Genomic DNA, 21,007 nt, shown 5'->3' with positions numbered 1-21,007 from the left:
CGATAGGATATCGATGCGCGGGTCAAGCCCGCGCCTGACAAGCCGATGCAGACCCCGCAAATGCTGATTCACCTCGAGACCCAGGCCGACCTCGAAGACGCGATCCAAAAACTGGTCGAGCAGGACCGCCGCCTGCGCCCGATCCTGGAGCTGACCGGCATGCCGGCGATCCGGCAGCGCGAGCCCGGATTTGCCGGGCTTGCCGCGATCATCTGCGGCCAGCAGCTCTCGACCGCGAGTGCGGCGGCGATCTGGGGGCGCGTCAGCACGGCGTTCGACCCGTTCCACCATGACGCGATCCGCAAGGCGCGGGCCGACCGGCTCGGCCGGCTCGGGCTGTCGGCGGCCAAGATCAAGACGCTGAAGCACATCGCGCGCGAGCTCGCCGAGGAGCGGCTGAACCTCGACGTCCTTGCCAATGAGGAGGCCGATGCGGCGCACAACACGCTGACGGCGCTGCCCGGGATCGGCCCGTGGACCGCCGATGTCTATCTGCTGTTCTGCCTCGGCCATGGCGATGCCTGGCCCGCGGGCGACCTCGCCGTGCAGGAAGCGGTCAAGGTCGGGCTCGGCTTGAAGGATCGGCCGACGCCGAAGCAGATGGCGCCGCTTGCGGAGCCGTGGCGTCCGCTGCGCGGCGCCGCAGCGCATCTGTGGTGGGCATATTATCGCGTGCTCAGAAATCGCGAGGGCGTGATCGCCGGTGCAAAGTAGTCGTGGAGAAAAACACACCAACTGCGTGATCGCGTGATATAGAATCAGCAGACATATAGTTTTTCAATTTGCCGGCCTCGCCCATTTTGCACGCGCAGCACGTCCTTATTGCAAGGAGACGGACCTGATTTCTTTCCGTATCCCGCTGACGCTTCTCTCGTTATCCCTGGGCGCGATCGCCGCGGCGTGGTGGTGGCTCGGCATCCCGGTCGACCTGCCGCGCGCGCCGATCGATCCGAACGACAAGGTGCAATGCATCTCGTACGCGCCGTTCCGTAACAATCAGACATCGCTTTCGCCGGCGACGCAGGTCTCGCCGGAACAGATCGCGGAAGACCTCGCGCAACTCGCGAAGATATCCGACTGCATCCGCACCTATGCGACCGATCTTGGTCTCGATCAGATTCCCGCACTCGCGGCCAAGGCGGGGCTGAAGGTCATCCAGGGCATCTTCCTCGATCGAGACCGCAAGAAGAATGCAACGCAGGTCGCCACCGCGATCCGCCTCGCCCAGGAATATCCGGAAACCATCATCGCGCTCGTGGTCGGCAACGAAGTCTTGCTACGCAAGGAAATGTCGGCTTCCGACCTTGCCGCCACGATCCGCTCGATCAAGGCGCAGGTCTCCGTGCCCGTCACCTATGCCGACGTCTGGGAATTCTGGCTGAGCAATCGCGAGCTTTCTGACGCCGTCGACTTCGTCACGGTTCACATCCTGCCCTATTGGGAAAATGTTCCAATCCGGGCGGAAGATGCCGCCGCTCACGCCGACGAGATGCGCCGGCAGATCGCCGCGGCTTTTCCAGGCAAGGAAATCTTTATCGGAGAAATCGGCTGGCCCAGCGAGGGGCGCATGCGGGAGTCCGCGCTGCCGTCCCGCATCAATCAGGCGCGAGTGGTTTCGGAGGTCCTCGATCTTGCCCGGCGCGAGCATTTCCGCGTCAACCTGTTCGAGGCCTATGATGAAGGATGGAAGCGGGAGATCGAGGGCACGGTCGGCGGCTCCTGGGGCCTGTTCGATTCCGAGCAGCGCATGCCGAAATATCCGCCGGGCCAGCCGGTCAGCAATTTTCCGCTCTGGAAGCTGCAAATGGTCAGCGGATTGGCGCTGGCGATCCTGGTATTCGGCGCGGCATGGCTGACCTTGCGCCGCAAGCCGAGAAAGCCCGCATTCGCGTCATGGCTTGCGGTCGCGCTATCGGCGACCACGGCTGGAATCCTGTTTGGCGTCGCCGAGCAAAGATTGGTCTATGAAAGCTACGGAACGGGAGGCTGGCTTGTCTGGGGCTCGCTGCTGGTGGCGGCCACGGCTTCGCCGGTGTTGAGCGCCAACGCCCTGATGTCGGGCCGCGCACCGCCCAGCTTTTTCGAAGTGTTGGGTCCGAAGGGTCACCACACTGAATCGGTTCTGGCAACCCTGCATGGACTGGCTTTGATGATCACCGTCGTGATCGGCACGGCGACCGCAATCGGTCTCGTGTTCGACCCGCGCTTCATTGACTTTCCCTTCGCGCCTCTCACCATGGCGGCGGTGCCCTTTGCTGCCGTGACGCTGCTCAATCCTCCCACGAAGGGAATCCGACCACTGGCGGAGTCGATCTTTGCCGGCATTTTCATTGCAACGGCGATCTACACAGGATTCAACGAAGGGGCGGAGAACTGGCAGTCGCTATGGACCTGCGCGGCCTTTGTCCTGCTCGCGGTGACGCTGTTGCGGGCGCGTGCTTGACAACGCGACCTAGAGCGTTTCCCGTTCCGATGGAATCGGAACGGCGCTCTAGATTCTTGTTTTGACGCGTTTTCTTCACGCGAACCGGTATCCACTTCGCTCGAAAACGCTCTAGCCGCGCAGCCTGACGCGATCCTCGCGCGCGCAGTCGGTGACGAAGCCGATGACGGCGCGCACCGCGGGAAGCTCGACCAGATCGGGATGGGCGAGCAGCCAGAGATCGGAAAGGCTCGAGAGCTTTTGCGGCGCGACCCGCACCAGATCGGGGTAGTCGGCCCCGACCAGGCAGGACAGCGCGCAAATCCCGAGCCCGGCCCGCGCCGCCGCGAGCATGTCGCCCTGCGATGAACAGCGCATCACCAGCGTGCCCTGTCGGGTGATGACGTCGCTCCAGCGCGCCAGATGCGCGTTCGAGGCCTGGTCGGCAAAGCCGATCACATGGTGGCCCCGCCACTCGTCCCGCCGCTCCGGCAGCTTGCGGCCTGCCGCATAGTCGCGGGAAGCGTAGAAGCCGGTGCCGAGCCGCCCGATCTTGCGCCCGATCAGGTTCTCCTCGCCCGCATCGACCGGCCGTAGCACCACGTCGGCCTCGCGGCGGCGCACGCTGGCCGGGAACGGATGGGTGATGATCTCGAGCTGGATGTTGGCGTGATCGCGCAGGAACGGGCCGAGGCGCGGCATCAGCCAGTGCGCGGCCAGCGTCGCGCCGATCGACAGCTTCACGACACCGCGCGCCTGCCCACCGGTGGCGGACGCGGCCGCCTCCGCGCGCAAGGCCGCCGCGGCCATCGCTTCGGCGTGCTCGCGGAATTTGCGGCCATGCGACGTCAGCGACAGGCCGTCATTGGAACGCGCGAACAGGCGGGTGCCGAGTTGCTGCTCGAGCGCCGCGACGTTGCGGCCGACGGTGGGATGGCTGATGCGCAGCCGCCGTGCCGCCCCGGCAAGGCTGCGTGTCTCCGCGACCGCGACGAATGTCTTGCAAAGCTCCCAGTCCATGCCGCTCCCCTTGTTGCGACATCGTTCATTTCTGGTCGGTCCGATGTTCAATATTGAACGTCATGACCGAGCCGTCCAGCCTTATATTGCCGCGCCAAGAGCGCCACCGCTCCAGCCATCACAATAAATCGCGATCCGCCCCGGCTGCCGGCCGGGCGACGCGCATGGAGGATCCGAAAATGACGCTGCCCGTTTCGCTCGCCAACAGGCTTGAACTGCCGGTCGTCGGCTCCCCGCTGTTCATCGTCTCGGGGCCCGAGCTCGTGATCGCGCAGTGCAAGGCCGGCATCGTCGGCTCGTTCCCGGCGCTGAACGCCCGCCCGGCCGAAAAGCTCGACGAATGGCTGACCCAGATCGAGAACGAGCTCGGCGAGTACCAGGCGCTGCATCCGGAAAAGAAGGTCGCACCCTACGCCGTCAACCAGATCTGCCACGCCTCCAACGACCGGCTGATGCGCGACATGGAAACCTGCGTGAAGCACAAGGTACCCGTGATCATCACCTCGCTGCGCCCGCCGTCCGAGATCGTCGAGGCCGCGCACTCCTATGGCGGCGTAGTGTTCCACGACGTCATCAACGTGAAGCACGCGCGCAAGGCCGCCGAGCAGGGCGTCGACGGCCTGATCCTGGTCTGCGCCGGCGCCGGCGGCCATGCCGGCACGCTGTCGCCGTTCGCGCTGGTGCGCGAGGTCAAGCAATGGTTCAACGGCACGATCCTGCTGTCAGGCGCGATCTCCGACGGCTGGAGCATCGCATCCGCGCTCGCGCTCGGCGCCGACCTCGCCTATATCGGCACCCGCTTCATCGCGACCGAGGAAGCCAACGCCGATATCAGGTACAAGCAGGCGCTGACTGAATACGCAGCGCACGACATCGTCTATTCGAACCTGTTCACCGGCGTGCACGGCAACTATCTCGGACCGTCGATCGCGGCGGCAGGGCTCGATCCGGGCAATCTGCCGGTCGCCGACAAATCCAGCATGAACTTCGGCTCCGGCGGCAACATGAAGGCCAAGGCCTGGCGCGACATCTGGGGCTCGGGCCAGGGCATCGGCCAGATCTCCGATGCCCCGCCGGTCGCCGAACTGGTGGCGCGGCTCAAGTCCGAGTTCGCCGCGGCGCGCAGCGAGTTTCTGCGCGCCAGCGCCTGACGCTGTTTCACAAAGTCCGGGAGTGAACCATGAAACGAGCGCAACACGCGCTGGCAGCCGCGCTTGCGGTCTGCGCGATCGCCGGCACGGCCGCCGCCGACAACGGCAACGAAGCGATCCGAATCGGCCAGACGCTGCCCTATAGCGGACCGGTCTCCGGCTTCGGCACCATCGGCCGCGCCCAGGAAGCGTTTTTCGCGAAGGTCAACGCGGAGGGCGGCATCAACGGCCGGCAGGTGAAATTGATCACGTTGGACGACGCCTATTCGCCGCCGAAGACCGTCGAGCAGACCCGCAAGCTGGTGGAGCAGGAGGAGGTGCTGATGATGTTCGGCTCGCTCGGAACCGCCACCAACAACGCCGTGCACCGCTATCTCAACAGCAAGAAGATCCCGCAATTGTTCGTGCTGAGCGGCGCGACCAAATGGGCCGACCCGAAGACCTATCCGTGGACCATGCCAGGCATGGCGTCCTACGAATCTGAGGGCGTGGTCTATGCCAAATATGTGCTGCAGGCCAAGCCCGACGCAAAGATCGCGATCCTTGCGCAGAACGACGATTTCGGCCGCGACTATGTCGCCGGCTTCAAGCGTGCGCTCGGCGGCAAGGCCGCGAGCATGATCGTCGCGGAAGCGAGCTACGAGACCTCAGCGCCCACCATCAGCTCGCAGCTCGCGACCCTGAAGGCGTCCGGTGCCGATGTGCTGTTCGGTGTCGTGCTCGGCAAGTTCACGCCGCAGATGATCAAGGGCGTGGCCGAGATCGGCTGGAAGCCGGACCTGTTCTTCGTGCCGACCTCCGCGTCGTCGATCTCGTTCCTGGAGCCCGCCGGGCTCGAGAACGCGGTCGGCCTGATCTCGTCCAGCAACCAGAAGGACACGATGGATGCGCAATGGGCCGACGATCCCGCCGTGAAGGACTATCTTGCCTTCATGAAGCAGTACCTGCCCAATGCGGACCTCAGCAACTCGAACTACTCGGCGGGCTATCATTATGCGACACTGCTGATGGCCGTGCTGAAGGCCTGCAAGAACGATTTCAGCCGCGAAAACATCATGCGCCAGGCGGCGTCATTGCGCGACGTTCCGCTGCCGCTATTGTTGCCGGGCATGACGGTATCGACCGGGCCGGACGACTACCTGCCGTTCCAGCAGTTGCGGCTGCGCCGGTTCAACGGCAAGAGCTGGATCAGCTTCGGCGAGATCCTGGACGATCGCTAGAAGACGAGGCGCGACATGATCATCAGCGGCGAAAGACAGATCAGCTACGGCGACATTCACGCCCGCATCGCGCGGGCGGCCAGCGGCTTCCGGGCGCTCGGCGTGCAGGGCGGCAAGCCGGTCGGCATGATGCTGCGCAACGATTTCGCGCTGTTCGAGGTGGTCGCGGCTTCGGCCGCGCTCGGCAGCCCGGTGGTGCCGATCAACTGGCATCTGAAGGCCGACGAGGTCGCCTACATCCTGTCCGACAGCGGCGCCGACACGCTGGTCTGCCACGCCGATCTGCTGCCGCAGATCCGCGACGGGCTACCGCCGGCAATCAAGCTGCTCGTGGTGACGACGCCGCCGGAGATTGCCGCGGCCTATGGCGTGGCGCCGGCGCTCACCCGCGTGCCCGACGGCATGACCGACTGGGACGTCTGGCGGGAGACGCACCAACCACTGACCGACGCACCGATCGGCGCGGCGCCGATGTTCTACACGTCGGGCACCACTGGACTGCCGAAGGGCGTCAAGCGCAAGCCGATGCGGCCCGAGCAGCAGGCGGCAGCCGCGCGGGTCGGCGCCATCACCTACGGCGTCAAGCCGAACGAGGATCAGGTGATCCTGATGAACGGCCCGATGTATCATTCGGCGCCGCACTCCTACGGGATGCTCGCATTCCGCAACGGCTGCGTGATCGTGCTCGAGCCGCGCTTCGATCCGGAGGATCTGCTGCAACTGATCGAGCGCCACCATGTCACCCACATGCATATGGTGCCGACCATGTTCGTGCGGCTGCTGCGCCTGCCCGAGGAGACACGGCGCCGCTACGACCTGTCGTCGCTGCGCTTCATCGTCCATGGCGCGGCGCCCTGCCCTGTCGACGTCAAGCGCGCGATGATCGAGTGGTGGGGACCGGTCATCAACGAATATCTCGGCTCGACCGAGACCGGCATCCCGGTCTGGCATTCGTCAGCCGAAGCGCTGGCCAAGCCCGGCACCGTCGGCCGCGCGATCGAGGGCGGCATCGTCAAGATCTTCCGGCCCGACGGGACGCAATGCGACCTCGGCGAGCCCGGCGAGATCTTCATGCGTCAGACGTTGATCTCGGACTTCGACTATCACGGCAATGCCAAGGCGCGCGCCGAGGCCGATCACGACGGCCTGATCAGCGTCGGCGATGTCGGCTATCTCGACGCGGACGGCTATCTGTTCCTGTGCGACCGCAAGCGCGACATGGTGATCTCGGGCGGCGTCAACATCTATCCCGCCGAGATCGAGAATGCCCTTATCGGCATGGCAGGCGTCCGCGACTGCGCGGTGTTCGGCGTTCCCGACGACGAATACGGCGAGCGGCTGTTCGCCTGCGTCGAGCCGGAAGCCGGCGCGACCCTGTCGATCAGCGCGATCCAGGATTTTCTCCGCGGCAAGCTCGCCAACTTTAAGGTGCCCAAGGATATCCGCTTCATGGACGCGCTGCCGCGGGAAGCCACCGGCAAGATCTTCAAGCGCAAGCTGCGCGACCTCTACCGCGAAGGACAGCTTCGCTGAACGATGTGACGGCGAAGCGAACGGCGTTTGAAACTTAGTTGCTGTTGCAAAAGGCCGGCAATCGACGCAACGATGCCGGCGCATCGTAAGCTGGGATCACCGCCATGAACTCGACCGACTTCATCGTCATCCGCAACGACCTGCAACAGTGCAAGGTGATCGAGACGCAGTTGCCCGATGCCGCGGCGCTGCCGGCCGATGCGCTGCTGGTGAAGGTGACCCGCTTCGCCTTCACCGCCAACAACATCACCTACGCCGTGATCGGCGAGCAGCTGAAATACTGGCATCTGTTCCCGGCGCCCGAGGGCTACGGCATCATCCCGGTGTGGGGCTTTGGCGAGGTGCTGATCTCGAAACATCCGATGATCGCCGTCGGCGAAACGCTGTTCGGCTATCTCCCGATGGCGGCCCATCTGGTGATCGAGGCGGCCGACGTCAACAAGCGCGGCCTGCGCGATGGCGCGGCACACCGGCAGGAGGTCTCGCCGGTCTACAACGCCTATGCCCGCGTCTCCGGCGATCCGACCTATGCCGGTCAGCAGGGCGATTTCCGCGCACTGCTGCTGCCCTTGTTCATGCTGTCGTTCCTGGTCGGACGACGCCCTCGCCGAGAATGCGTTCTACGGCGCACGCCGCGTCATCCTGTCGTCGGCCTCGAGCAAGACCGCGTTCGGCCTCGCCCATCTCGTGCACAAGCGGGGTATCCCCGTGATCGGGCTGACCTCCAAGGGCAATGTCGATTTCGTCAGCTCGCTCGGTTGTTATGACGAGGTCGTCACCTATGACCAGGTCGCCGCGATCCCGGCGGCCGAGCCGACAGCCTATGTCGACATGGCCGGCAACAGTGCGCTGCGCGAAAGTCTGCACCGGCACTTCGGCGCGCAGATGGTCTATTCCGGCCGGGTCGGGCTGACGCACCGTGCGAGCGAGGCGGAGGAGCCGACGCTGCCAGGCGCCAAGCCGGTCTGGTTCTTCGCCCCGGACCAGATCCGCAAGCGCGCCAAGGAATGGGGTCCCGGCGGCATCGACCAGCGTTTTGGCGCCGCATGGGCGGAGCTCGTGCCGCATCTGCCGAATTGGCTTGACGTGGTCGAGCGGCGCGGCCCGGCCGCGGTGCGCGAGGCCTATCTCGATACCCTGCAAGGCCGCGTTCCACCGGATCAAGGCCTGATCCTGTCGCTGGCCGAATAGGCGCTATCCCGTCGCGCCCTTTCTGCACGCCTTCGGATGGGTATAGGCTTCGCGGAAAGGGAACGCCGCCAAGAAAATATCAGCAAGGCGGCCGATGGCGAGAAACGCTCAATGCTCGACAAGACGGACGATATTTCGGTCGCCGCCGACAATTGGCTTGTGCAGTTCGAAGATGCGCTGGCGAGCCCGGACGATGTGCTGCTGAAGCCACTGTTCCATCCCGACAGCTACTGGCGCGACGTGCTGGCGCTGAGCTGGAACATCCAGACCGTCAACCGGGCCTTCGCAATCATCGAGGAGCTGCCGGCGCATGCGCGTCACAGCGCGCCGCATGACTTCCGCATCGATGCCGATCGCGCCCCGCCCCGACGGGTGACGCGCGCCGGCACCCATGCGATCGAGGCGATCTTCAAATTCGAGACGGCGGTCGGCCGCGGCCATGGCATCGTGCGGCTGATCCCCGATGCCGCCGACGACGATCGCCTGAAGGCCTGGACCTTGCTGACGGCGCTCGAGGAGCTGAAGGGTTTTGAGGAGCAGCAGGGCCACACCAGGCCGCGCGGGCAGTCCTATTCGCGCGACTTCCGCGGCCCCAACTGGCTCGACCTGCGCAAGGCATCCGCCGAATATGCCGACCGCAACCCTGATGTGCTGGTGGTCGGCGGCGGACAGGCCGGGCTTGCGATCGCCGCGCGGCTGCAGCAGCTCAAGATCGACGCGCTGATCGTCGACCGCGAGGCGCGCGTCGGCGACAATTGGCGCAAGCGCTATCACGCGCTGACCCTGCACAACCAGGTACAGGTCAATCATTTGCCCTACATGCCATTCCCGCCGAACTGGCCGACCTACATCCCGAAGGACAAGCTCGCCAACTGGTTCGAATCCTATGTCGAAGCCATGGAGCTGAACTTCTGGACCGGCACCGAATTTGTCGGCGGCAGCTATGACGATGCGGATGGGCGTTGGACCGTCGAGCTGCGCCGCGCCGACGGCACGACACGGACAATGCAGCCGCGCCATGTCGTGATGGCGACCGGCGTCAGCGGCATTCCCAATCTGCCCGACATCCCCGGTTTGAAAGATTTTGGCGGCAAGGTGATGCATTCCAGCCGCTACGAGGACGGCGAGAACTGGACCGGCAAGCGCGCGCTCGTGATCGGCACCGGCAACAGCGGCCACGACATCGCGCAGGACCTGCATTCCTCGGGCGCCGAGGTCACGCTGGTACAGCGCTCCTCGACGCTGATCACCAATATCGAGCCGTCGGCGCAGCTGGCCTATGCCGCCTACAATGAAGGTACGCTCGAGGATAACGATCTGATCGCGACCTCGATGCCGCTTGTGCTCGCCAAGCGCAGCCATGTGCTGATGACCGAGCAGTCGAAAGAGCTCGACAAGCCGCTGCTCGACGGCCTCACGCGCAAGGGCTTCAAGCTTGATTTCGGCGATGGCGGCACCGGCTGGCAGTTCAAGTACCTGACCCGCGGCGGCGGCTATTACTTCAACGTCGGCTGCTCCGATCTCGTCGCGAGCGGCGCGGTCGCCCTGCAGCAATTCACCGACATCGACACCTTCGTCAGCGAGGGCGCGCGGCTGAAAGACGGCGAGATCATTGCCGCCGACCTGATCGTGCTCGCGACCGGCTACCGGCCGCAGGAAGAGCTGGTGAAGAAGCTGTTCGGCGAGGCGATGGCCGCGCGCGTCGGCCCGATCTGGGGCTTTGGCGACGGCCAGGAGCTGCGCAACATGTACACCCGCACGCCGCAGCCCGGCCTGTGGTTCATCGCCGGCAGCCTCGCGCAATGCCGCATCAACTCGCGCTATCTCGCATTGCAGATCAAGGCGATCGAGGAAGACCTGTTGCCGCGCGACGTCGGGCCACGGGCGGATTTTTCCTAACCCCACCATCGTCATTCCGGGCTGGTCCGAAGGACCAGACCCGGAATCTCGAGCTTCCGGGTTCGATGCTGCGCATCGCCCCGGAATGACGGCTCAGAGGAGAGACAACATGCCAATCATCCTCGGCACCGGCGAACACCGCTATCGCGTGGTGGAGAACTTCGCAAAACTGCCCGACGGCTGGAGCCTGACCGATGTCGCGTCCGTCGCAGTCGACAGCAAGGACCGTGTCTATGTCTTCAACCGCGGCGACCATCCGATGGTGGTGCTCGACCGCGCAGGGAATTTCGTCAAGAGCTGGGGCGAAGGCGTGTTCTCGCGTGCCCACGGCCTGCATATCGACGCCGACGACAATCTCTATTGCACCGATGACGGCGACCACACCGTGCGCAAATGCTCGACCGACGGCAAGGTGCTGCTGACGATCGGCATCCCGAACAAGCCGGCGCCGTTCATGAGCGGCGAGCCGTTCCACCGCTGCACCCATACCGCGCTGTCGCCGAAGGGCGAGATCTATGTCTCCGATGGCTACGGCAATGCCTGCGTCCACAAATACGCGCCGGATGGCAAGCTGATCAAAACCTGGGGCGAGCCCGGCACCGACCCCGGCCAGTTCAACATCGTGCACAACATCGCGACCGACGCCGATGGCTGGGTCTATGTCGCCGACCGCGAGAACCACCGCGTCCAGGTGTTCGACGGCAACGGCAGATACGAGACGCAGTGGAACAACCTGCACCGGCCTTGCGCGCTGTGCTGCTGCGGCGGTGGCAAGCAGCCGAACTTCGTGATCGGCGAGCTCGGCCCTGGCATGGCGGTGAATCGCAAGGTGCCCAATCTCGGCCCGAGACTGTCGATCGTGGATCACACCGGCAAGCGCATCGCGCGCCTCGGCGGCGAGCAAGGCCCCGGCGTCGAGACCGGCAAATTCCTGGCGCCGCACGGCATCGCGCTGGATTCCCGCGGCGACATCTATGTCGGCGAAGTCGGCGTCACCGACTGGAAGACCAGCTTTCCGGACACCGAGATGCCGGCCGCGGTGCGCGTGACACGATGTTTGCAGAAGCTGGAGCGCGTGACCGTAGCCAGGTTAAATTGAAAGGCAGCGCCCCCTCTATTCCCGTCACCCTGAGGTGGCCGCTTCTTCAGCGGCCCTCGAAGGGTCGACGGCCCAGTCGGTGGCCGTGCATCCTTCGAGGCTCGCCCAGCGGTGCAATTGCGCCGCAAGGCTCGCACCTCAGGATGACGGGTTGAGCAAAGAGCGATCACGCCGCCGTCAAATCTCGCCGATCACCTCGCGGCGGCGCTGCTCGGATTCTTCCGCGTAGCGCCGCATGGCGTGCGCTTCGGTGAGCAGGCCGATCGGCCGGCGGTCACCTTCGACCACGGCGAGCGATTCCGCTTCGGCCGCGTCGAACACCGCGATCGCCTCCTGCACGTTCATGCCGGGATGCAGCACCACATCGGCGTAGCGCAGAATCGCGGCAAGCCCCTTGTCGGCCTCGAGATCCGGCGCGTGCGCTTCGGCGACCAGCGCAAGCCCGGCGTAATGCCCCTCGCCGTCGACCGCGACGACCTGGGTCTTCGAGCCCGGGGGGAATTCCTCGCGGAACGCCTCGATCGGCATCGCGGCGTTCACCGTCGTCATGTCCTGCCGCATCATCTTGCCGACCGTGAGATCGCGGATCCAGCCGATATCGGCGGCGCTGCGGATGGTCTCGCCGCGCAGATGCAAACGCCAGGTCGCGAACGAATAGCCGAACAGCTCGCGCGTGATCGTGGTCGAGATGATGACCGCGACCAGCACCGCGGTGGTGAGCCAGAGGTTGCCGGTGGATTCCAGCGCGATGAACGACATCGTGAGCGGGCCGCCGATCACCGAGGCCGACAGCGCGCTCATGCCGATCACCGCATAGGCGTTGGGGTCGAGGTTCAGCCCCGGCCACACGATGTCGACGCCGGCGGCGAACAGCCGGCCGCCGAGCGCGCCCATGAACAGCGTGGCGAAGAACAATCCGCCACGAAAGCCCGAGCCGAGCGAGATGATCGAGGCCACCGCCTTCAGCGCGAACACGCCGGCGATGAAGGCAAGCGGCATCGCCACGATGCCGGCGAAGCGCAGCGCGCCATGGCCCGACGACATCACCTGCGGCGTCAATAGCGCCATCGCGCCGACCGCAAGCCCGCCGAGCGCCGGCCGCAGCGGCGGCCACAGCCGGCTCTTGGTCAGCAGCGCCTCGCACAGCGTCACCCCGCGCATGATCGCAATGCCGGTCAGGGCCGCGACCATGCCGAGCAGCGCTGCAATCGCAAGATCCCGTCCGAGCACATCGCCGACGGTTCCGACGCCGACGCCGAGCGGCAGCGGTTCGAAGGCATGGGCAACGAAGTAGCCGGTCACCGCCGCCACGCCGACCGGGGTCAGGCTGGCCGGCGTATAGCCGCCGATCACAAGCTCGAAAGCGTAGAACGCACCCGCAAGCGGCGCGCTGAAGGCGCCGGCGATCGCCGCCGCCGCACCGCAGCCCACCATGATTCGCTGGTCGTTGCGGCGGAGGTGAAAGCCGCGCCCGAGCGAGGCGGCGAGGCCGCTGGAGAGCTGGGTGTAGCCGGCCTCGAGCCCGACCGAGCCGCCGACGCCGCTTGACCAGATCGTCTGCAGCGCCACGATCACGCTGCCGCGGAACGACATCCGCCCGCCATAAAGCGCGTTGGCCTCGATCGGGTCGATTTCGCGGGCCGGCCGCACCCGGAGCAACAGAAGGAATGCAAATCCCAGCAGCAGGCCGCCGATCGTGGGAACCACGAGCGCGCGCACGGGATCGATGCTGGGCTGGCTCGACAACCGGTCGCCGAGCGGCAGATTGAACAGCACCGAATGCAGCACCGTGACGAGGCCGCTCATGACCGCCACCACGAGGCCGCCAATGGCGCCGATCAGCACCGCCAGCACCACAAGGCTCGTCTCGTGCGCGCGCACGAACGCGCGCAACCGGCGCGGCGCCTCGAGATAGCTTGAGGTCGTGGTCATCGGCAGGGTCCGTCACTGGCCGACAGGGCCTTGCGGCTCCCTTTACGGGCCTCGCGGGCGGGAGGCAATCGGGGCAGGAACATGGCAGGGCGCGGCGGATAAGCCGCTCATTGCTCTTCACAATCCCGTCACGCTGCCTGTAGTATGTGAGTGCATGCTGCTTCGCAGCTAGTGGGAGTCAGGAGCGTTATTTGAACGCACATGTCTCGCAAGGCGGTTGGCCGGTGCTGGTCTTGAATGCGGACTTCCGGCCGCTGAGTTATTACCCGCTGTCGCTCTGGTCCTGGCAGGACGCGATCAAGGCGGTGTTCCTCGATCGTGTCAACATCGTCGAATATTACGACCGGGCGGTACGAAGTCCTTCCTTCGAAATCCAGCTGCCGAGCGTCGTATCCCTCAAGTCCTTCGTCAAGCCGACCACCCACCCCGCCTTCACCCGGTTCAACGTTTTCCTGCGCGACCGATTCAGCTGCCAGTATTGCCTGTCGGGCGACGATCTCACCTTCGATCACATCATTCCGCGCAGCAAGGGTGGCCAGACCACCTGGGAGAACGTCGTCGCCGCCTGCTCGCCCTGCAATTTGCGCAAAGGCAATCTGACGCCGCAGCAGGCCAAGATGTTTCCGAAGCAGACGCCCTACGCCCCGACCGTGCATCAGCTGCATCGCAACGGCCGGCTGTTTCCGCCGAACTATCTGCACGAGAGCTGGCTCGATTATCTCTACTGGGATACTGAGCTCGATCCGTAGAGCGCGCTGGCGCGCATCGTCGTCACATCGAATGCAAGCCGTACTGCTGTGATTTGGATCAGGCGGGTCGCTTGGTGAGGGCCGCTTCACCCTCCTCGCGCCCGGGAACGCTGACGTGGACCTCGTGCCCCATCCTGATCGCCAGAGCCGCGGCGGCCGCCGCGGATTCGAATGCAGCTTCCTTGGTGGCGTATCCGCCGTTGAGATTGCCGTCGTGCAGGACGCCCCATTCCTCGCCGGCTGCAATCACCGCATATTGAGCCAATCCCATCGTCTCCTCCTTGCGCCAGCGGCGCTGCGTCAGGTCTCATTCCGCTTGTATCGCTCGCGGACGACCTCCTCGCCGGCCTGCACCGTGCGCCTGCTGCGAAAATGGTGTTGAAGCACGCCGAAGATCAAAGCGGTCAGCAGCACGAGCGCTCCGATGCCGTAGATGATCTCAAGGCCCATATCCATTTGGTCTCTCCAGGCCTTGTTCTCAAAGCCTTGTTCTCGAAGCCTTGCTCTCTTGCCGCCCGCCGGGGCGGCATCGTTCATCCGCTCTTCGCGGCACTGTCGATGCTTTCGCGGTGAATTTCGCGGGCGTCGCTGCCGATCACCGAGATGTAGTAGCCGCGGCCCAGATATTCCTGTCGGGTCTCCGCAAGGTCGATGGCGAGCCGCTTGGCCACCGCAATGGCTTCATCGCGGTCGGCAACCGGCTGACCGGTTGCATCGATCACACGCTCATCATTCACGATCGCGAAATGAAAGGCGGACATCGGCTATCTCCGCGCATCAATGCGTGTTCGATTCATGCCACTTTTCCAGGTCCGGCTTCTCGTCTCCGGAGGCCTTCGCGTCTCCCGAGCGCCTCGCATCTCCGGAGCGCTGCTCCTTCTCCGGGTTTCCCTTCCACGGCTTGTCGGTTTGCGCGTGCGAACCCCAGTCGCTCGAGCGTCCGGAATCCTGCGTTACCGGCTTTCTGTTCATGACAATCTCCTCAAGAACAGAAGCATCTGTATCCCGATGTGTTCCTAACCCGCCGCGCTCAAGGTCCGCCCGCAACCGAGCATAACCAGCGCATCGAGGTCGATCCCGCAGCAGTACTGACACTCCCTCACGCAGGATCGCATTCGCGTGATCATCCGCGATGTTCGTACTATATCGTTGCATCCTAATAGTTCGCATCCTATCTAGTTTACATGCCTTCACAGTCCCATATCCACGCCGAGATCGGCCGCCTGGTGACCAGACTGGCCCGGATCTGGCGCCGCGAGTCGGATCAGGCCTTGTCCGACCACGGACTGTCCTACGCGACGGCGATTCCGCTACTGGTGTTGTCCCGCCAGGGGGAAAACGTCCGGCAAGGCGTGCTCGCGGATGAACTGGGAATCGAGGGGCCTTCACTGGTGCGGCTGATCGATCTGCTGCAGTCTGAAGGCCTGGTCGAGCGTCGCGAGGACCCGACCGACCGGCGCGCCAAGACGCTGCATCTCACCGCGGCCGGCGGAGCCAAGGTAGAGGAGATCAATCGGGTGCTGCGTCGCGTACGGGCCAGCCTGCTGAAGGATATCGGCAGCGCGGAACTTGCGGTAACCTTCGAGACGCTGCAGCTCATCGAGCAGCGGGCGAGCCGCCTGCAGGACGCCAGGACTGCGCCAGCCAGGACTGCTCCAGAGGCGAAATAGTCATGCGCGCGGAAGAGCCGTTCCTGGTCCGCCACGCGGATCTCATCTTCGCGTTGAAGACGTTCGCGGCGTCGATGCTGGCGCTTGTCATCGCCCTGGCGATCGATCTGCCGCGTCCCTATTGGGCGATGGCGACGGTCTACATCACCTCGCAGCCGCTGGCCGGCGCGACCAGCTCGAAGGCGTTCTTCCGCGTGATCGGTACGCTGGTCGGCGCGAGCGTCACGGTCGCCCTGGTGCCGAACCTGGTCAATGCACCGGAGCTACTGTGCCTCGCGATCGCGCTCTGGGTCGGGCTCTGTCTCTATTTATCGCTGCTCGACGGCACGCCGCGCAGCTATGTCTTCATGCTGGGCGGATATACCGTCGCGCTGATCGGCTTTCCGTCGGTGGCCGAACCGGGCAGCATCTTCGATGTAGCGCTGGCACGAGTCGAGGAGATCTCGCTCGGCATCATCTGTGCGAGCCTGGTGTCGACGGTGGTGTTTCCCCGCAGCGTCGCGCCGGCGGTCGGCGGCCGCATCAGGAGTTGGCTGTCGGATGCGCGCCGTCTGTCCCGCGACGTGCTGCTTGACCGCGGGACCGGCGAGACGCGCCGGGCCCAACGCCTCCGTCTTGCGACCGACATTGTCGAGATCGATACGCTGGCGACCCATGTCGCCTATGACCGGCTGGCCGACGCCGGCACCGTGCGTGGCCTCGGCGAGGTCCGGCTGCGCATGCTGATGCTGTTGCCGATCATCACGTCGATCGAAGACCGGCTTACCGCACTTGGCGAAGCGGCGCTGCAACGGCAACCGGAGCTGCAACGCCTGATCGGCGATCTCGCCGCATGGATCGTGGACGAGGACCGCCAGCGGCAATCCGGCGAGCAGATCCGCACCGCAATCGCCGAGCGGCAATCTGCGCTCGACGGCATCGCGCCGCGGGAACGCATCATCACGATCAGCCTGCTGCTCCGGCTGCGCGAGCTTGCCGACATTTCGGCCGACTGCCGCGCGCTGGGCGATGCGATCACCGCGGGCCGGGATATCTCCAGCGTCCAGCTGGCGTTCCACCCGGAGTCGGGGGCCGCACCGGTCCGTCATCGCGACCACGGCATGGCGCTGTGGTCGGCCGCGGGCGCGGCGGTCGCCATCCTGATCTGCTGCGGCCTGTGGATTGCGACCGGCTGGGCCGATGGCGCCTCGGCGCCGATGATGGCGGCGGTCGCCTGCTCCTTCTTCGCCGCACAGGACGAGCCTGCGCGCAGCATCCGGGCCTTCGGCCTGTTTTCACTGGTCGCGATCGTCATCGTCGCAATCTATCAGTTCGCGCTGGTGCCCGGCATCTCCCATGTCGAGGTCCTGATCGCGGCACTGGCGCCGACCTTCCTCCTGTACGGCTTTTTGATCGCACGACCCAAGACCGCGCCGATCGGCATGGCGCTCGCCGCCAACACCGCGACGCTGCTCGCGCTGCAATCGACCTACAGCGCGGATTTCGCCAGTTTCGCCAACACGTCGGTCGCCTTCTTCCTCGGTGTTGTGATCGCGGAGATCGTAACGCGGATCGCACGCGGCGTCGGCGCCGAATGGATCGCCAAGCGGCTGATGACGTCGAGTTGGCAGGCGCTCGCGGTCGCGGCCGAGCGGCGCGGCCACGGCGATCGCGCGCAGTTTGCCGGCCTGATGCTGCATCGGCTCGGACTATTGGTCCAGCGCATCGCCTTCATCTCCGAGAGCGACCGCCGTGATGCCGACAGCCTGGTCCAGCTCCGCATCGGGCTCAACATCATCGACCTCCGGCGGGCCCGCTACGGCCTCGCCGCAGTGACCGTGCGTGCCATCGACGACATGCTGGACGACCTCGCGGCGGCGTTTCGCGCCCGTGCGGACCAGGCAATGCCGGCCGAACTGTTGTCATGCATCGATGCGGCGCTGACCGCGGTCGTCAAGGACCCCAATGAGCGCGCGCGGGACGATGCGTTGCTCGGCCTCGTCGGCATCCGCCGCGGCCTGTTTCCGGATGCACCCGCGTATCGATCGCAGCCCGAGGAGAGCTTTGCCGCATGAGATATGAGCTCGACATTTACGGCGTGCTCGTTCCGGCGCTGCTGCTGTGGCTCATCGTTGCCTATGCGCTGAGCGCAGTGGCGAGCCGGATCTTGCAGCGCTTCGGGTTCTACCGGCTGGTCTGGCATCGCGCGTTGTTCAATTTCGCCCTGTACGTATGCCTGCTCGGCGTCGTGGTTTATCTTTCGGAGTTTCTGCCATGAAAGCGAATTTCGCCTGGCTCGGCCGGGTTGCGCTGACCGCGGTCGCCGTCGTCGCCGCACTCGCTGTCGCTCGCGCGCTCTGGGTCTACTATATGGAATCGCCATGGACTCGCGACGGCAGGGTCCGCGCCGACGTGATCCAGGTGGCTCCCGACGTCTCCGGCTTCGTCACCGACGTGCTGGTCAGGGACAATCAGCCGGTGCATCGTGGCGACATCCTGTTCCGGATCGATCGCGCACGCTATGCCCTGGCACTGAAGCAGGCCGATGCAGCGGTCGCCGGCCATCGCGCGACGCTGGATCAGGCCGACGCCGACCTCAAACGCTACAGCTCGCTGACCACCGATGCGGTGTCGCAGCAGAAGCAGGAGCAGGTTCTGGCGACGCAGCTGCAGGCCAAGGCGGCCTATGACCAGGCGGTCGCCGACCGCGCCGTCGCGCAGCTCAATCTGGATCGCAGCGAGGTGCACGCTTCGGTGAACGGCACCATCACCAATATGGACCTGCGGCCGGGCGCTTACGTCACCGCAGGCAAGGGCGTGATGGCGCTGGTCGACACCGACACGCTGCATGTGGAAGGCTATTTCGAGGAGACCAAGCTCGCGCGCATTCGCGTCGGCGACAAGGCGCAGATCCGGCTGATGGGCGAGCCGGTGCGGCTCACCGGACATGTCGAGAGCATTGCAGCCGGCATCGAGGATCGCGACCGCGCGGCAGGCGCGAGCCTGCTCGCAAACGTCAACCCGACCTTCAGCTGGGTTCGGCTCGCACAGCGCATCCCCGTGCGCATCGCGCTGGACCACCTGCCGGATCGCATCGCGCTGGTCGCCGGCCGTTCGGCGACGGTCGAGATCATGGACTAGCCGGCTGGCCGGGCGCATCCGCGGCGACAGCATCGAGCCGGTGCACCTTACTGCGGCTCGTCGACCACTCGGCCTATCGCACGCCGTAGCGTGTGAAATCGTCGCCGATGCTGCCCTGGATCGCCTTGGCCGCCGCCATGTCGGTATTGCCGCCGGCCTTGTCACCCTGCTTCAACTTCGCCAGGCCGCGGCCATAAAGAGCGCTTGCGAGCTTGGGATCGATGCGAAGTGCGGAGCTGTAGTCGGCGATCGCCGCGCCCAGCTCGCCGGTCTTCAGATAGATAAGGGCACGCGAGTCATACGTCGCGGCGTTGGTTGACGCCAATTGAAGGGCCTTGTTGCAATCTTCCAGCGCCGCCTGCAATTCGCCGAGGATGGCCCGGCTCCAGCAGCGTCCGTTCCACACCCCGTCGAGCTTCGGCTCGAGGCGAATTGCCTCATCGTAGTCCTGCGCCGCGCGTGCATAATCGTTCTTCTTCAAATAGGCGCCGGCGCGGTTGGCGAAGGCCTCGCCGTAGTTCGGGTTGAGCTTGATCGCCTGATCGAAGGCGTCGGTCGCGCGATCATATTCGCGCTTCCTGAGATAGGCCACGCCGCGGTTGTTGAACGGCTTGGTGTAGGTCGGATTGAGTTCGATCGATCGATCGAAATCCCGGATGGCGCCGTCATAGTCTCCCTTGGCGGCGTAGGCGTTACCACGGTTGTTATAGGCGATCGCGAGGCCAGCCTGGGTCATGTCCTGCCCCGCATCGATCAGCGCCGTGCAGGCAGCAATGCGCGCGTCGGCCGGTGTGCGATCGAGGCCGCTGCACAATCCGATAGTGCGGAGATAGCTGTCCTTCTTCGCGTTCTGCGCGACCGCCGGCAACACGGGGAGCGTCGCAACGAGAAGCGATATCAGGCTGACAATTGCGCCGGCGCTTGCACGAAGTTTCATATCGGGCCTTGCTTGCACGAAACTGGCTGCGCCTGGCCTAGCACCCTCGACAGATGTTGGGATTGAACTTGTGAAGGGTGTTTTGCTCAGGTTGCTGCGGCGTTCGAGTCCCGACCTTCCTGACCTTGCTCTTGCCCTCTTCAACGAGCGTGGCGAACCTCACCGTTCCATCGTCCGATATCTCGATGCGTGGCGTGGTGCCTCGAATGCCCATCGTTGCGACAGGGGTGTCGATCTTCATGTCTCCGGTCTTCGCAATGTTGCCGGCAACGAAGGTGAACGTCCCATTGGTCAGTTTGAGCAAGGTCGAGTTCGACTTGCCGTTCGGGTCGTACACGAACTCGGTCATCGCCATCTTGGCGTTGCTCGACAGATTGAACGAAGTGCCGTCGGAGAAATTGATCCCGACGCGTCCGTCGGCTCCAGTTTGCACCACGTCGCCCAGATACACGGGGTCGCCGACCTGCGCCTGAGGCAGTTTGCCGGGCAGCCCTGCCTGAACGACGACTGCATTCGGATGCTCGATCGTGACCGAACCGGTGGCGGCTACGACCCTTCCGATGAATTTCAATTGGATATTGTCCGGTTCGGTTTGCGCCTGCACCTGGCCGGGCGTGAGCGTTGCGAGCGCCAGGACGAAGCTTGCAAGCAATTGAACAATCAAATGGATGCGCACGATCCCCTCCTCGAAAAGGTCTTGTCGTGCCGGGGCTCGATGGGTGACCGGGACCACCGGGCCGAGACCGCAGGACCTTGAGTGCCAAACGAGTTGTCGCAGACAGGCCTAAATGCCTGACGCAGTTCGACTAAAAATTAATAAGTGGACAATTTGCATGGTAATCATACTATTAATTTTGCGGGGCTGCACGCGCGATAAAGGACAGCTGTTCTGTCCTTTTCGTAAGGCTTCCCCGCAGTATTGGAATTCCATTTTTACTGCCGAATTTGGTTTCAATCAGGACGTTTCAGCGGACAAGCCTATGGCTGACGGCGCGGGGTTTTTCGCCGCGTGGCCGAACCAAGCCAAAATAAAAAGACTGCGGCGCCACTTTCCGCTCGAACTG

Annotated in this window: 20 protein-coding genes and 1 pseudogene; 13 read left to right on the top strand and 8 right to left on the bottom strand. The window is 64.7% G+C overall.

All coding sequences use genetic code 11. The features are described 5' to 3' along the window. Positions 1–60: 60 nt before the first annotated feature. On the top strand, positions 61–714 hold the full coding sequence (locus ACVWZM_RS24935) for a DNA-3-methyladenine glycosylase family protein (protein ID WP_456855181.1): 654 nt from the start codon (positions 61–63) through the stop codon (positions 712–714). Between the two features lie 166 nt (positions 715–880). Beyond that, a complete protein-coding gene (locus ACVWZM_RS24930) occupies positions 881–2,443 on the top strand; it encodes a glycoside hydrolase family 17 protein (RefSeq protein ID WP_456856769.1) in 1,563 nt (520 codons plus the stop codon). 111 nt (positions 2,444–2,554) lie between these two features. On the opposite strand, the gene ACVWZM_RS24925 is transcribed toward ACVWZM_RS24930, so the two are convergent. Beyond that, the gene (locus tag ACVWZM_RS24925) at positions 2,555–3,442 is read right to left on the bottom strand and encodes a LysR family transcriptional regulator (protein ID WP_057017747.1); all 888 of its coding nucleotides are present in this window, start codon (positions 3,440–3,442) and stop codon (positions 2,555–2,557) included. Positions 3,443–3,621: 179 nt separating this feature from the next. Here ACVWZM_RS24925 and ACVWZM_RS24920 point away from each other — a divergent pair, with 179 nt between their 5' ends. The 6 genes and pseudogenes from ACVWZM_RS24920 (at position 3,622) to ACVWZM_RS24895 (ending at position 11,535) form a co-directional block, all read left to right on the top strand. Continuing rightward, positions 3,622–4,593, top strand: coding sequence for an NAD(P)H-dependent flavin oxidoreductase (locus ACVWZM_RS24920; RefSeq protein WP_057017778.1), 972 nt, complete (start codon positions 3,622–3,624; stop codon positions 4,591–4,593). 29 nt (positions 4,594–4,622) lie between these two features. Beyond that, on the top strand, positions 4,623–5,813 hold the full coding sequence (locus ACVWZM_RS24915; RefSeq protein ID WP_057017746.1) for an ABC transporter substrate-binding protein: 1,191 nt from the start codon (positions 4,623–4,625) through the stop codon (positions 5,811–5,813). Between the two features lie 15 nt (positions 5,814–5,828). Continuing rightward, positions 5,829–7,346 (top strand): acyl-CoA synthetase, encoded by a 1,518-nt coding sequence (locus ACVWZM_RS24910; protein ID WP_057017745.1) that lies wholly within the window; start codon positions 5,829–5,831, stop codon positions 7,344–7,346. 104 nt (positions 7,347–7,450) lie between these two features. Then, positions 7,451–8,537: pseudogene (locus ACVWZM_RS24905) on the top strand (DUF2855 family protein). A 111-nt stretch (positions 8,538–8,648) separates the two neighbouring features. Next, positions 8,649–10,436 (top strand): flavin-containing monooxygenase, encoded by a 1,788-nt coding sequence (locus ACVWZM_RS24900; RefSeq protein WP_057017744.1) that lies wholly within the window; start codon positions 8,649–8,651, stop codon positions 10,434–10,436. A 109-nt stretch (positions 10,437–10,545) separates the two neighbouring features. After that, positions 10,546–11,535: a peptidyl-alpha-hydroxyglycine alpha-amidating lyase family protein gene (locus ACVWZM_RS24895; RefSeq protein ID WP_456855180.1), complete on the top strand. Its 990-nt coding sequence runs from the start codon at positions 10,546–10,548 to the stop codon at positions 11,533–11,535. A 177-nt stretch (positions 11,536–11,712) separates the two neighbouring features. Here the strand turns inward: ACVWZM_RS24895 and ACVWZM_RS24890 are convergent, their stop codons facing one another. Then, entirely contained in the window at positions 11,713–13,467 is a 1,755-nt protein-coding gene (locus ACVWZM_RS24890; RefSeq protein WP_057017742.1) for a chloride channel protein, read from the bottom strand. A gap of 191 nt (positions 13,468–13,658) precedes the next feature. On the opposite strand from ACVWZM_RS24890, the gene ACVWZM_RS24885 reads away from it, so the two are divergent. Continuing rightward, a complete protein-coding gene (locus ACVWZM_RS24885; RefSeq protein ID WP_016845270.1) occupies positions 13,659–14,216 on the top strand; it encodes an HNH endonuclease in 558 nt (185 codons plus the stop codon). A 58-nt stretch (positions 14,217–14,274) separates the two neighbouring features. Here the strand turns inward: ACVWZM_RS24885 and ACVWZM_RS24880 are convergent, their stop codons facing one another. The 4 genes from ACVWZM_RS24880 to ACVWZM_RS24865 are packed head-to-tail and all read right to left on the bottom strand — an operon-like array spanning position 14,275 to position 15,188. Next, a complete protein-coding gene (locus tag ACVWZM_RS24880; RefSeq protein ID WP_028333636.1) occupies positions 14,275–14,487 on the bottom strand; it encodes a hypothetical protein in 213 nt (70 codons plus the stop codon). Between the two features lie 29 nt (positions 14,488–14,516). Further along, the gene (locus ACVWZM_RS24875) at positions 14,517–14,753 is read right to left on the bottom strand and encodes a hypothetical protein (protein ID WP_253588796.1); all 237 of its coding nucleotides are present in this window, start codon (positions 14,751–14,753) and stop codon (positions 14,517–14,519) included. Continuing rightward, positions 14,750–14,977 (bottom strand): DUF6894 family protein, encoded by a 228-nt coding sequence (locus ACVWZM_RS24870; RefSeq protein ID WP_057017740.1) that lies wholly within the window; start codon positions 14,975–14,977, stop codon positions 14,750–14,752. The genes ACVWZM_RS24875 and ACVWZM_RS24870 overlap by 4 nt, the downstream gene beginning before the upstream one ends. Positions 14,978–14,993: 16 nt before the next feature. Next, positions 14,994–15,188, bottom strand: coding sequence for a hypothetical protein (locus ACVWZM_RS24865; protein WP_076827404.1), 195 nt, complete (start codon positions 15,186–15,188; stop codon positions 14,994–14,996). 212 nt (positions 15,189–15,400) lie between these two features. Here ACVWZM_RS24865 and ACVWZM_RS24860 point away from each other — a divergent pair, with 212 nt between their 5' ends. From ACVWZM_RS24860 to ACVWZM_RS24845, 4 genes are read left to right on the top strand one after another with little or no spacing between them, the layout of a single operon-like run. Next, positions 15,401–15,886, top strand: coding sequence for a MarR family winged helix-turn-helix transcriptional regulator (locus ACVWZM_RS24860; protein ID WP_057017738.1), 486 nt, complete (start codon positions 15,401–15,403; stop codon positions 15,884–15,886). Between the two features lie 2 nt (positions 15,887–15,888). Then, complete coding sequence (locus tag ACVWZM_RS24855; RefSeq protein ID WP_076827402.1) at positions 15,889–17,940, top strand: FUSC family protein; 2,052 nt, start codon at positions 15,889–15,891, stop codon at positions 17,938–17,940. Next, positions 17,937–18,143: a DUF1656 domain-containing protein gene (locus ACVWZM_RS24850; protein ID WP_076827400.1), complete on the top strand. Its 207-nt coding sequence runs from the start codon at positions 17,937–17,939 to the stop codon at positions 18,141–18,143. Before ACVWZM_RS24855 ends, ACVWZM_RS24850 begins: the two co-directional genes overlap by 4 nt. Beyond that, entirely contained in the window at positions 18,140–19,006 is an 867-nt protein-coding gene (locus tag ACVWZM_RS24845) for an efflux RND transporter periplasmic adaptor subunit (RefSeq protein ID WP_456855179.1), read from the top strand. Before ACVWZM_RS24850 ends, ACVWZM_RS24845 begins: the two co-directional genes overlap by 4 nt. Positions 19,007–19,079: 73 nt before the next feature. On the opposite strand, the gene ACVWZM_RS24840 is transcribed toward ACVWZM_RS24845, so the two are convergent. Then, the gene (locus ACVWZM_RS24840) at positions 19,080–19,943 is read right to left on the bottom strand and encodes a tetratricopeptide repeat protein (protein WP_076827396.1); all 864 of its coding nucleotides are present in this window, start codon (positions 19,941–19,943) and stop codon (positions 19,080–19,082) included. Positions 19,944–19,980: 37 nt separating this feature from the next. Continuing rightward, positions 19,981–20,619 (bottom strand): FecR family protein, encoded by a 639-nt coding sequence (locus ACVWZM_RS24835; RefSeq protein WP_194295347.1) that lies wholly within the window; start codon positions 20,617–20,619, stop codon positions 19,981–19,983. Positions 20,620–21,007 lie beyond the last annotated feature (388 nt).

Source organism: Bradyrhizobium sp. USDA 4501, assembly GCF_054062115.1.
Note: the sequence above shows the minus strand (reverse complement) of the source record. Positions and strands in the feature narration are given on the sequence as shown.

Excerpts from the sequence above, each read along its gene's own strand:
- ACVWZM_RS24935 (WP_456855181.1), top strand. The coding sequence starts at position 61 with ATGCTGATTCACCTCGAGACCCAGGCCGACCTCGAAGACGCGATCCAA.
- ACVWZM_RS24925 (WP_057017747.1), bottom strand. The coding sequence starts at position 3,442 with ATGGACTGGGAGCTTTGCAAGACATTCGTCGCGGTCGCGGAGACACGC.
- ACVWZM_RS24920 (WP_057017778.1), top strand. The coding sequence starts at position 3,622 with ATGACGCTGCCCGTTTCGCTCGCCAACAGGCTTGAACTGCCGGTCGTC.
- ACVWZM_RS24915 (WP_057017746.1), top strand. The coding sequence starts at position 4,623 with ATGAAACGAGCGCAACACGCGCTGGCAGCCGCGCTTGCGGTCTGCGCG.
- ACVWZM_RS24910 (WP_057017745.1), top strand. The coding sequence starts at position 5,829 with ATGATCATCAGCGGCGAAAGACAGATCAGCTACGGCGACATTCACGCC.
- ACVWZM_RS24900 (WP_057017744.1), top strand. The coding sequence starts at position 8,649 with ATGCTCGACAAGACGGACGATATTTCGGTCGCCGCCGACAATTGGCTT.
- ACVWZM_RS24895 (WP_456855180.1), top strand. The coding sequence starts at position 10,546 with ATGCCAATCATCCTCGGCACCGGCGAACACCGCTATCGCGTGGTGGAG.
- ACVWZM_RS24890 (WP_057017742.1), bottom strand. The coding sequence starts at position 13,467 with ATGACCACGACCTCAAGCTATCTCGAGGCGCCGCGCCGGTTGCGCGCG.
- ACVWZM_RS24880 (WP_028333636.1), bottom strand. The coding sequence starts at position 14,487 with ATGGGATTGGCTCAATATGCGGTGATTGCAGCCGGCGAGGAATGGGGC.
- ACVWZM_RS24875 (WP_253588796.1), bottom strand. The coding sequence starts at position 14,753 with ATGAACGATGCCGCCCCGGCGGGCGGCAAGAGAGCAAGGCTTCGAGAA.
- ACVWZM_RS24870 (WP_057017740.1), bottom strand. The coding sequence starts at position 14,977 with ATGTCCGCCTTTCATTTCGCGATCGTGAATGATGAGCGTGTGATCGAT.
- ACVWZM_RS24865 (WP_076827404.1), bottom strand. The coding sequence starts at position 15,188 with ATGAACAGAAAGCCGGTAACGCAGGATTCCGGACGCTCGAGCGACTGG.
- ACVWZM_RS24860 (WP_057017738.1), top strand. The coding sequence starts at position 15,401 with ATGCCTTCACAGTCCCATATCCACGCCGAGATCGGCCGCCTGGTGACC.
- ACVWZM_RS24855 (WP_076827402.1), top strand. The coding sequence starts at position 15,889 with ATGCGCGCGGAAGAGCCGTTCCTGGTCCGCCACGCGGATCTCATCTTC.
- ACVWZM_RS24850 (WP_076827400.1), top strand. The coding sequence starts at position 17,937 with ATGAGATATGAGCTCGACATTTACGGCGTGCTCGTTCCGGCGCTGCTG.
- ACVWZM_RS24845 (WP_456855179.1), top strand. The coding sequence starts at position 18,140 with ATGAAAGCGAATTTCGCCTGGCTCGGCCGGGTTGCGCTGACCGCGGTC.
- ACVWZM_RS24840 (WP_076827396.1), bottom strand. The coding sequence starts at position 19,943 with ATGAAACTTCGTGCAAGCGCCGGCGCAATTGTCAGCCTGATATCGCTT.